Below are 10,612 nucleotides of genomic sequence, written 5' to 3'. Positions count from 1 at the left end.
TTCAAGCACAGTAGATGTGCCAGAACAAAAAAGCCGCCCGAAGGCGGCTCTTAATTCGGTGCCCACCGGTGCAGCTCAGTCGAACTTGGCGCCCGACTCCTTGATCACCTTGGCCCAGCGCGCCTTCTCGCTGGCGATGAACTGGCCGAACTGCTCCGGCGACATCGGACGCACCTCGGCGCCGGCGCCTTCGAGCCGCGCCTTCATCTCCGGGGTGGCGAGGATCTTCGTGATGGCGGCGTGAAGCGCGGTCACGACTTCCTTCGGCGTGTTCGCGGGAGCGACGATGCCCTGGAACGAGCCCGTCTCGAAGCCCGGGTAGCCTGATTCGGCGACGGTCGGCAGGTCGGGGGCCGCGGAGAAGCGCTTCTCGGAGGAGATCGCGAGGGCCTTCAGCTTTCCGTCCTTCACCATCGGATACGTGGCGAGCATGCCGTTGAACATCACCTGCGCCTGGCCGCCCATGAGATCCGCGAGCGCCTGCGAGCCGCCCTTGTAGGGGATGTAGGTCCACTTGATGCCCGAGCGCATCGCGAAGTCGATGCCCGCGAGGTGGTTGGCACCGCCGAGGCCCGACACCGCGAAGTTGAGCGAGTCCGGCTTCGCCTTGGCGAGCGCCACCAGCTCCTTCACGTTGTTGGCCGGCACCGACGGATGCGCGGCGAGGATGTGCGGCGAGTACGCCACCATGATGACGGGCGCGAAATCCTTCACCGGGTCGAAGGGCAGCGTCGGGAACACGCTCGGGCTGATGGCGAGCGAGCCGATGTCGGCCAGCAGCAGGGTGTAGCCCGCGTCGGTCGACTTCGCGACGAAGTCCGCGCCGATGTTGCCGGTGGCGCCCGGCTTGTTCTCGACCACGACCGGCTGCTTCCACTCTTCCGACATTTTCTGCCCCACGGCTCGCGCGAGGATGTCGGACGTGCCGCCCGGCGGGTAGGGCACGATGATCTTGATCGGCTTGTTCGGATACTGCGCGAAGGCCGTGCCCGAAAGTGCGAGGGCGGCGAGCGCCAGCGTGATGCGGCGGATGATGGACATTGCTTTGCTCCTCCGGGTGATTTCTAGGATTTGAACTTGTCGCGCAGCGCCTGCGTGGCGCCGCGGAAGAGGCCGAGGTCGCTTCCCACCGCGACCCACGAGGCACCCCATTCCATGTAGCGGCGCGCGTCGGCTTCCACGGGCGCCAGCGTTCCCACGGGCTTGCCCGCGGCGCGCGCGCGGTCGTAGACCTGCTTTGTTGCAGCCTGCACGTCCGCATGCCCGGGGTTGCCGAGCTGGCCATAGGCGGCCGCGAGATCCGACGGGCCGACGAAGATGCCGTCCACGCCCTCCACGGCCGCGATGGCATCGATGTTCTCGACGCCCTTGCGGCTCTCGATCTGCACCATCACGGCGATGCTCTCGTTGGCGAGCTTGAAGAAATCCGGCACGGTGCCGTACTTGTTCTGGCGCTGCGAGACCGACACGCCGCGAATGCCCTGGGGCGGATAGCGCGTGGCGGCCACCGCGGCGCGCGCCTGCTCGGCGGTCTCCACGAACGGGATGAGGAAATTCACGAAGCCTGCATCCAGCAGCCGCTTGATGATCACCGGCTCGTTGACCGGCGGGCGGGCCATCGGGGCCGCGCTGCTGTCCTTCAGCGCCATCAGCTGCGGGATGAGTGTGATCACGTCGTTCGGCGAATGCTCGCCGTCGAGGAGGATCCAGTCGAATCCCGCGAGGCCGAGGACCTCCGCGGTGATCGGGTTGGCGAGGGACGACCAGCAGCCGATGAGCTTCTTGCCGGCCTTGAGGTCTTTCTTGAACTGGTTGGGGATGGCTTGGTAGGGAGTCATTGTCTTTGTTAGTTCGCGGCGATGTTCTTGTCCTTGATCACTTTCGCATAGCGGGTCCGGTCGCGGTCGATCAGCTTCTGGAACGCGACGGGACCCTCCGCCTCCGGCACCGCGCCCTGCTGCACGAGCTTTTCCTTCAGGTCGCCGTTGGCCAACACATATCGCACATCGGCCGTGATCTTGTCGATGGTTTCCTTTGGCGTGCCCGCGGGTGCGAGGAGCCCGATCCACGAGGCGGCGTCGAAGCCCGGGAGGGTGCCTTCCGCGAGCGTCGGCACGTCGGGCAGCACGGGGGAACGTTGCAGCCCCGTGACGGCGAGCGCGCGGAGCTTCCCGGCCTGGATGTTGGAGCTGCTTTCGAGCACGGTGGCGAACGAGAGCTGCACGTGGCCGGCGATCAGGTCGGCGATGGCAGGCCCGCCGCCCTTGTACGGCACGTGGATCATCTGCACCTTCGCTTCGTCCTCGAACATGGCCGCGGCGAGGTGGGGCGCTCCTCCGCTGCCCGAGCTGCTGTACGTGACGGCACCCGGCTTCGCGGCCGCGAGGGCGATCATTTCCTTCGCGGTCTTCGCGGGCACGGCGGGATTGACCAGCATCACGAGCGGCAGGTGGGCCACGAGTGTCACGGGCGCGAACGAGGTGTCCGCGTTGTAGTTCAGCTTGTAGAGCGACGGGTTCACCGACTGCGTGCCGACGTTGCCCATCAGCAGCGTGTAGCCGTCGTTCTTCGCTCGTGAGACCAGCTCGGCGCCGATCGCGCCGGCAGCCCCCGGCTTGTTCTCCACGACCACCGGTTGGCCCCAGCGATCGGAGAGCTTCTGCGCGAGGAGGCGCGTGCCCGTGTCCGTGCCTCCGCCGGGCGGGAAGGGCACGATGATCGTGACGGGCTTCGCCGGGTACTGCGCGTGCGCCGCGCCGGCCAGCGCGAGGGCGGCGATTGCGAGGCCGAGGCCGGTGAACGCGCGACGATGCATCGTCATCCTCCCAGGACGCCCTGCGTGTTGAGGTAAACGGAGTAGACCGACTGCGACGCGGCCATGAACAGGCGATTGCGCGCGGGACCGCCGAAGGCCACGTTGGCGCAGCGCTCCGGCAGCTTGATGCGCCCGATGATCTTGCCCTCGGGGTTCACGCACATCACGCCGTCCAGCTCGTCGCTGCCCATGCCCCAGCCGCACCAGAGGTTGCCGTCGGTGTCGACGCGCATGCCGTCGATGCTTCCGGCGCCGGGGCTGAAGAACACGCGCTTGTTGGCGAGGCGCGTGCCGCCGTCGACGACATCGAAGACCAGCATGCTGCGCGGATTGGCGCCGGCCTCGACGACGTAGAGCTTCGATTCGTCCGGCGAGAACGCGAGGCCGTTGGGGCGGTTCACCTCGCCCGTGACGACGGTGGCCTTGCCGGTCTTGCCATCGACGCGATAGACGTTGGTGGGGAGCTGCGGCTCGGCCTTGTAGCCCTCGTAGAAACCGAGGATGCCGAAGGGCGGGTCGGTGAACCAGATGGAGCCGTCGCTCTTGCAGACGATGTCGTTCGGCGAATTGAGCGGCTTGCCGTCGAACTTGTCGATTACCGTGGTGACGGTGCCGTCGTACTCGGTGCGCGAGATGCGGCGCTGGCCGTGCTCGCACGAGAGCAACCGGCCCTGGCGGTCGCGTGTGTTGCCGTTGGCGAATCCGCTGGGCTTGCGGAAGTTGGAGACGACGCCCGTCTCTTCGTCCCAGCGCACGATGCGGTTGTTCGGGATGTCGCTCCACAGCAGGTAGCGTCCGTCGCCGAAGTACACCGGCCCTTCGCTCCAGCGGCAGCCGGTGGCAAGGCGCTCCACGCCCGCGAGCGCCAGGCGGTACTTGTTGAACGACGGGTCCAGCACGATCACGGACGGATCGGGATAGCGCGTGGTCGGCGCCCATTGCGCGAATGCCGGCGCGGCGGCGGTTGCTGCGAGTGCGGATGCGGCGGAGACGAAGTGGCGGCGCGAGATGCTTTGCGGTTCCATGTCTTTGCCCTCCCAGGCGGTTGTTACCGCTGCGCGGAAGTCAAAGGCGATGGAACCACGGAGAACACGGAGAACACGGAGGAAAGCAAAAGCAATTCTAGAAGGGCCGCGATGCATCGTTCATCGACGCTTTCTTGACCCTGCCTTGCTTTGGTTTTCCTCCGTGTTCTCCGTGTTCTCCGTGGTTCAACCGCTTTTGACGTAACCCGCGAAGCGGCTAATGAATCTCGGGGTCCGGCGTCTTCGCGCCGTTGTCTTCCAGGAAATCGAAGTCGCAACCTTGATCGGCCTGCGTGACGTGCTTGAGATACAGCGTGCCGTAACCGCGCGTGTACTTCGGCGCCGGCGGCTGCCAGGCCTTGCGGCGCTTTTCCAGCTCCGCGGGCTCGACCAGCAGGTCGATCTTGCGGGCGGGGATGTCGAGCGAGATGAGATCGCCATCGCGAACCAACGCGAGCGGCCCGCCGACGTGCGACTCGGGCGTCACGTGCAGCACGCAGGCGCCGTAGCTGGTGCCGCTCATGCGCGCATCGGAGAGGCGCACCATGTCGCGCACGCCCTGCTGCAGGAGCTTCTTCGGGATCGGGAGCTGGCCCCACTCGGGCATGCCCGGCGCGCCCTGCGGGCCGGCGCCTTGCAGCACGATGACGGAGGTCGCGTCCACTTCGAGCGCGGGATCGTCGATGCGGTCGTTCATGTCGTCGTAGCTCGAGAAGACGACCGCCTTGCCGGTGTGCTTGATGAGGTGCTGCTCCATCGCGGCCGGCTTGATGACGGCGCCGCCCGGGGCGAGCGTGCCGAAGAGGACGGCGAGCCCGTCCTTTTCCACCAGCGGGTTGGAGCGGGGGCGGATCACGTCGTCGTTGAAGGTCTTCGCGGTGGCTATGTTCTCGGCGATCGACTTGCCGGTGGCGGTGAGCGCCTTCGTGTCGATCAAGTCACCCAGCGACTTCATAAGGGCGCGCAATCCGCCCGCGTAGAAGAAATCTTCCATCAGGAACTTGCCCGAGGGGCGGATGTTGGCGAGCACCGGCGTCTTGCGGGCCAGTGCATCGAAGCGTTCCAGCGTGAGGTTCACGCCGGCGCGGCGCGCGAGCGCGATCATGTGCACGACGGCATTCGTGGAGCCGCCGAGCGCCAGCACGGTGATCACCGCGTTGTCGATCGAGCGCTCGTTCACGATGTCGGAGGGCTTCAGGTCTTCCCACACCATGTCCACGATGCGCCGGCCCGAGTTCTCGGCCATCTGGGCGTGGCGCGAATCGGGCGCGGGGATCGACGTGGACCCGGGGAGCGAGAGGCCGAGCGCTTCCATCGCGGAAGTCATCGTCGAGGCCGTGCCCATCGTCATGCAGGTGCCCGGTGAGCGCGCGATGCCATCCTCCACGCCCTGCCAGTCTTCTTCCGTGATGTTGCCGGCGCGCAGCTCCGCCCAGTACTTCCACGTGTCGCTGCCGCTGCCGAGGAACTTGCCCTGGAAGTCGCCGCGCAGCATCGGGCCCGCGGGCACGAAGAGCGCGGGGAGATTCATCGAGAGCGCGCCCATCACGAGCGCGGGCGTGGTCTTGTCGCAACCGCCCATGAGGATGGCGCCGTCCGCCGGATACGAGCGGAGCACTTCCTCCGTCTCCATGGCGAGCAGGTTGCGGTACATCATCGTCGTGGGCTTCTGGAACGTCTCGCCCAGCGTGATCGCGGGAATCTCCACGGGGAAACCGCCCGCCTGCCACACGCCTCGCTTCACCTCCTCCGCGCGCAGGCGCAGGTGCGAGTGGCACGGGTTGATGTCGCTCCACGTGTTGATGATGGCGATGACGGGCTTGCCCGCGTAGTCGGCGCGCGTGAAGCCCGCGCCCGCGACGCGCGAGCGATGCCCGAAGGCGCGCAGGTCCTTGGCTCCGAGCCAGCGGTGGCTGCGGAGGTCTTCCGGCTTCTTCTTGCGGTCAGTCACTTTGCTTGATCCCGCCCGCGTCGATGACGCCCTTCCAGCGCGCGAGCTCCGAGTCGAGGAACTTCGAGAACTCGGCGGGCGTGCCGCCGACGACCTCGAAGCCGATGTCGTTCAGCTTCTTCACCACGCCCGGATCCTTCGCGGCCTGCAGCACGGCGCCGACGATCTTGTCCGAGACGTCTTTGGGAAGGCCCTTCGGTGCGACGATCGCCTGCCACGAGAAGACCTCGAGGCCGGGTACGCCGGCTTCCGCGAGCGTGGGTACGTTGGGCACCGACGGGTCGCGCTTGTCCGACGTGACGGCGAGCAGCTTCATCTTGCCGCCCTTCACGTGCTGCGTGATCGAGCCGAGGTTCTGGAACGACGCGTTCGAGTTGCCCGCGATGATGTCGAGGTGGGCCGCGCTGCCGCCCTTGTACGGGATGTGGATGCCGGTGGTGCCCGTCTTCTGCCAGAAGAGCGCCGCGGTGAGGTGGTCCGACGAGCCCGTGCCCGAGGAGGCGAAGCTCACCTTGCCGGGATTCTTCTTCAGGTAGTCGATGAACTCCGCGAGGGTGTTCGGCGGGAAGCTGGCCGAGGTCACGAGCGCGTTGGGCGTGCGCACCAGCACGGAGATGAGGTCGTAGTCCTTCTTCGGGTCGTAGCCCAGGTCCTTGTAGAGGACCGGGTTGATCGCGAAGACGCCGATGGATCCGACGAACAGCGTGTAGCCGTCCGCGGGCTGCTTCGCGACGAACGTGCCGCCGATGCCGCCGTTGGCGCCCGGCTTGTTGTCGATGATGATCGGCTGGCCGAGGATTTCGGAGAGCTTGTTGCCGAAGGTGCGCGCGGTGATGTCCGACGATCCGCCCGGCGTGAAGGGGACGACGATCGTGATGGGGCGAGTGGGATATTGCGCGGTCGCGGCGAGGGATGCGCAGGCCGCGAAGGCGGCCAGCACTTTGTGCAGCAGCTTCATGGGTACTCCTCCGGTTTTCTTGATTTAGGCGGCGGCCAGCTCGGCCGTGAGCGCGCGGTCGTGTGCGAGCAGCTTCGAGGCTGCCTCTTTCACGCGCGCGTGGTGTTGCGAATCGAGATTGGAGAGCATGGGGAGCATCGGGCCCATGTCGGCGATGCCGGCCAGCGTGACCGCCTCGTGCAGCACGCGGATCGGCGAGTATTCGTCGCGCGCATCCTCGAGCGGGATGTAGGCGGCGCGGACCTTCTCGGCTTCGTCGTAGCGCTGGGCCTTCAGCAGCTCCAGCAGGCGCATCGAACCGCGCGGGGCCACGCACACCGAGCCGGAGGTGAAGCCTTTCAGGCCGAAGTCGCGCAGGTGGACGATGGCCGGGCGCTCGCCGATGCCGCTGATGATCTTCGAGCGGTCGGTGAGGGTGACCAGCTTGGCGAGGAAGTCGTCCTTCGCCGGATCGTTGCGGACGATGGCGTACTTCACGGCGCAGGCGGTGCCGTCGTTCAGCAGCGCGGCCGTGGTCTCGGGCGAGATGTAGCCCTCGGCCTTCACGTAGACGATGACCGGCTTGCCGAACGCTTCGGCGATGCGGCGGATGCCTTTCGCGGCGCCCGCGTCGGTGCACGGATAGCCCTGCGGCAGCGGCAGGACCATGGCGGTGGGGAATTTGCGGTCGCGCAGGATCGCGGCCTGGTCCATGGCCTTGCCGTAGTCGGGGCCGACCGAGGGGATCACCCACGTGTCCTTGCCCGCGGCTTCGGCGAGGGAATCCACGATCACGGCGTATTCGCCCGTGCCGATGTTGTAGAAGTTCGCGTTGCCGCCGTACATGAGCGTGCGCACGCCGCCGGCTTCGAGGTGGCGGATCAGGGCGCGGTTGGCATCCGGGTTCACGCGGAGGTCGGCGTTGCGGGCCAGGGGCGGAACGGAGAGCACCGAGGCGGAGAGGTCGGCAGGGGTGACGGGGGAGGTTTTCATGGTCGGGTTCCTTCAGGCGAACGGCGATGTTAGCGCTGTCATGCGGAGCCTGTCAATCCGCTTGCAGGGCCGCTTTCAGGCGCTGGCGCGGGGGACGACGGTGAAGCCCAGGTCCACGATCGGGGCGTCGATCGGGCGGCCTTCGACCCGGTCGATCACGAACCGGGCGGCGGTGCGCCCGATGGCGGTTCCGTCGATGCGTACGGTCGAAAGTGCGGGGTGCAGGTCGGCGGCGAAATCGAGGTCCCCGAAGCCGAAGACCTTGAGCTCGCCGGGCACGTCGATGCCGCGGGCGTGGCATTCGATCAGCACGCCCTGGGCGAGCACGTCGGAGCTGCAGAAGACGGCGTCGATGTCGGGCCAGCGTTCGAGCAGCGCTGCCAATCCACGCCGTCCGCGGCCGATGGTCGTGGGCGCCTTCACGAGGCGCGCCGGCGGCACGACACCCAGGAGCTTTTCGCACTGCTTCGCGAAGCCCTCGCGACGCAGGCCCGCCCGATAGTCGTCCGCGGAGATGATCGCGGGGCGTTTCACGCCGCGCGAGACGAGGTAGTCCGCGGCTGCCACGCCCACTTTCTCATGGGAGAAACCCACCAGCATGTCGATGGGCGTGGGCGTGAGGTCCCAGGTCTCGACGACGGGAATTCCGGCGGCGGCGAGGCGCTTGCGGCCGTGCGGCGAATGCATCACGCCGGTCAGCACGACGCCGTCGGGGCGCCGGCCGATCACGGCGTCGAGCAGGTCGTCCTCGCGCCGGCCGTCGTAGCCGCTCTGGCCCAGCACCACGTCATAGCCGCCCGCGGCGAGCGCGTCGGTGAGTGCCTGCACCGTTTCCAGGAACACGAGACCGGCGACGGTCGGCACGATCGCGACCACCAGGCGGCTGCGCGCCGAGGCGAGCCCGCCCGCCAGCCGGTTGGGGACGTACCCGGTCCGCTCGACCGCTTTCTGCACCCGCTCCAGGGTCTCCGGCGAGAGTTGCGACGGGTTGTTCAGCGCTCGCGAAACGGTGATCGGCGAGACCTTCGCCAGACGCGCCACGTCATCGAGCGTCATGGCGCCACCGCCCTTGCGAGGGCGTCGAACGGGAGGGCGGCGGGCGTTCATGGTGCCCAATGATACCGCTGTCAAATAATGAGGGTCAGACCCCCCCTTTATTTGAGGCCGTGCTTGCGGAAGAGCTTGAAGAGCGTCTGGGAGAAGAGGATCACCACCAGGTAGCGGCAGACGTGGGCCGCGGTGACGAAGGGCACGCCGATCTTGAGGACCTTGGCGGTGATCGACATCTCCGCGATCCCGCCCGGCGCCGCGGCGAGCAGCGTCGCACCGATGTAGGCCCCCGAGCCCCAGGACAACCCGAGCGCGATCAGAACGCAGAGCACCAGCATCAGCGCGCCCGCGGGGACGAGGGCGGCCACGAAGCGGGGCGCCTCGCGAAGGAACGAGCGCTGGAACTGCACGCCGAGCGAGCAGGCGAGCAGGAGCTGCGCGATGTTGGTGACCGGCGTCGGCACGGAAGAGAGCGACACTCCGGCCGCCGTGAGCCCGATCGTGACCAGGAGCGGCGCCAGCATGTACGCGTTCGGGATCTTCGCCTTCTTGCCGGCGAAACCCACGCCGAATCCCATGGCGAGCAGGATCGCGAAGCCCCCTGCGTCGAAAGGCGTGGTGATCGGCGTGTAGTCGGCGGCGCCGGCGAAGCCCGCGTAGGTGATGAACGCGGGCACGAGCGTCACGACGAAGAGCATGCGGATCGCGTTGGCCAGCGCCACGCGGTCGGGCAGTGCGCCGTGCCGCTCGCCCATCACCGCCATCTCGGCGGCTCCGCCCGGCATGCTCGAGAACCAGGCGGTCGCGGGATCGACCTTCGCCACGCGCGCGATCACGAGCGAGGAGAGGCCGCCGGCGGTGATCGCGAGAATCCCCAACGCCACGAACCAGAGGCCGTACGTCGAGACTTCGTGCACCACCGGAGCCGTGAAGTAGAGGCCGAGCGAGACGCCGACGATGGTCTGGCCGGCCTCGCGGCCGAAAGGCGGCGCCGCGAGCGAGGCGCCGGCGAACTGCACGATCGCCATCGCCAGCAGCGGCCCGATCATCCAGGGGATGGGAGTCTTGAGCCACGCGAACAGGGAGCCGGCCGCGAGGCAGATCCCCAGCGCGCCCAGCACCCGGAGGGTCCGCCGATGTCGTTCCACCCCCGGATTCTGGCTTCGGGACCGCGGAAACGCTATAATTTCGAGCTTTCCGGGGTCCATACCTGCAGGGGTATTGCCCATTTCCCGGGAAACACGGCCTGGTAGCTCAGTTGGTAGAGCAGCGGATTGAAAATCCGTGTGTCGGTGGTTCAATTCCGCCCCAGGCCACCATCTTCTTGCTGAAGAGGCCCGCCGCGAGCGGGCCTTTTCTTTTCCAGCCGGGTGCGGCGTATTCCGGGTTGCCCCCGGACCGGAGCTAACCCACAATAGGGTTCAAAGCGGCGAAAGTTCGCTCAAACACCGCACACCCACAATGACCGTCTCTCCCCGGCGTTACGCGAACGCGGTGGTCCTGTCCGTGGCCGGCAGGCTCGACCAGGACACCTGCGACGACTTTCGCCTGGAACTCATGAAGCACGTTGAACAGACCGCGCGTGACGGCGGCGCGATCGTGCTCGATCTCGGCGGCCTCGAGTACGTGTCTTCCGCGGGCCTTCGCTGCTTCATGCTCGCCTCGCGCCAGGCCAAGTCGCAGCACGGCCGCATCCTCGTCGCCTCGCTGCAGCCGATGGTCGCGGAGATCTTCGAGATCAGCCACTTCAACCTCGTGTTCCAGGTCCTGCCGACGGTCCGCGAGGCCCTGGGCGCCACCTCATCCGACGCGCTCGCCGCGTACGAGAAAGCGTAGGCCGG

The 10,612-nt window shown here is 67.3% G+C and carries 10 protein-coding genes and 1 tRNA gene; 2 read left to right on the top strand and 9 right to left on the bottom strand.

Annotation, left to right across the window (positions count from 1 at the left end; all coding sequences use genetic code 11):
* Positions 1-75 precede the first annotated feature (75 nt).
* The 9 genes from DSM104443_RS19855 to DSM104443_RS19815 form a co-directional block, all read right to left on the bottom strand.
* Positions 76-1,041, bottom strand: a complete 966-nt coding sequence (locus tag DSM104443_RS19855) for a Bug family tripartite tricarboxylate transporter substrate binding protein (protein WP_171095407.1) — start codon at positions 1,039-1,041, stop codon at positions 76-78.
* A gap of 23 nt (positions 1,042-1,064) precedes the next feature.
* On the bottom strand, positions 1,065-1,838 hold the full coding sequence (gene garL, locus DSM104443_RS19850) for a 2-dehydro-3-deoxyglucarate aldolase (RefSeq protein WP_171095405.1): 774 nt from the start codon (positions 1,836-1,838) through the stop codon (positions 1,065-1,067).
* Positions 1,839-1,846: 8 nt separating this feature from the next.
* Positions 1,847-2,815, bottom strand: a complete 969-nt coding sequence (locus DSM104443_RS19845) for a Bug family tripartite tricarboxylate transporter substrate binding protein (protein WP_212756811.1) — start codon at positions 2,813-2,815, stop codon at positions 1,847-1,849.
* Positions 2,816-2,817: 2 nt separating this feature from the next.
* Entirely contained in the window at positions 2,818-3,840 is a 1,023-nt protein-coding gene (locus tag DSM104443_RS19840; protein ID WP_171095400.1) for an SMP-30/gluconolactonase/LRE family protein, read from the bottom strand.
* A 217-nt stretch (positions 3,841-4,057) separates the two neighbouring features.
* Positions 4,058-5,791, bottom strand: a complete 1,734-nt coding sequence (gene araD, locus DSM104443_RS19835; RefSeq protein WP_171095398.1) for an L-arabinonate dehydratase — start codon at positions 5,789-5,791, stop codon at positions 4,058-4,060.
* On the bottom strand, positions 5,784-6,749 hold the full coding sequence (locus DSM104443_RS19830; protein ID WP_171095396.1) for a Bug family tripartite tricarboxylate transporter substrate binding protein: 966 nt from the start codon (positions 6,747-6,749) through the stop codon (positions 5,784-5,786). Before DSM104443_RS19830 ends, araD begins: the two co-directional genes overlap by 8 nt.
* Positions 6,750-6,773: 24 nt before the next feature.
* The gene (locus DSM104443_RS19825; RefSeq protein ID WP_171095394.1) at positions 6,774-7,721 is read right to left on the bottom strand and encodes a dihydrodipicolinate synthase family protein; all 948 of its coding nucleotides are present in this window, start codon (positions 7,719-7,721) and stop codon (positions 6,774-6,776) included.
* Positions 7,722-7,796: 75 nt separating this feature from the next.
* Complete coding sequence (locus tag DSM104443_RS19820; protein WP_171095392.1) at positions 7,797-8,828, bottom strand: LacI family DNA-binding transcriptional regulator; 1,032 nt, start codon at positions 8,826-8,828, stop codon at positions 7,797-7,799.
* 47 nt (positions 8,829-8,875) lie between these two features.
* Entirely contained in the window at positions 8,876-9,919 is a 1,044-nt protein-coding gene (locus DSM104443_RS19815; RefSeq protein ID WP_171095390.1) for an AbrB family transcriptional regulator, read from the bottom strand.
* Between the two features lie 95 nt (positions 9,920-10,014).
* On the opposite strand from DSM104443_RS19815, the gene DSM104443_RS19810 reads away from it, so the two are divergent.
* Both DSM104443_RS19810 and DSM104443_RS19805 read left to right on the top strand, forming a co-directional pair.
* A tRNA-Phe gene (locus DSM104443_RS19810) sits at positions 10,015-10,090 on the top strand.
* A 142-nt stretch (positions 10,091-10,232) separates the two neighbouring features.
* Positions 10,233-10,607: an STAS domain-containing protein gene (locus DSM104443_RS19805; RefSeq protein WP_171095387.1), complete on the top strand. Its 375-nt coding sequence runs from the start codon at positions 10,233-10,235 to the stop codon at positions 10,605-10,607.
* The last annotated feature ends 5 nt before the right edge of the window (positions 10,608-10,612 follow it).

Origin of the sequence: Usitatibacter rugosus (assembly GCF_013003965.1) — a bacterium.
GTDB classification, from domain to species: Bacteria; Pseudomonadota; Gammaproteobacteria; order Burkholderiales; family Usitatibacteraceae; genus Usitatibacter; species Usitatibacter rugosus.
This window is presented reverse-complemented; position numbering and strand designations above follow the sequence as displayed.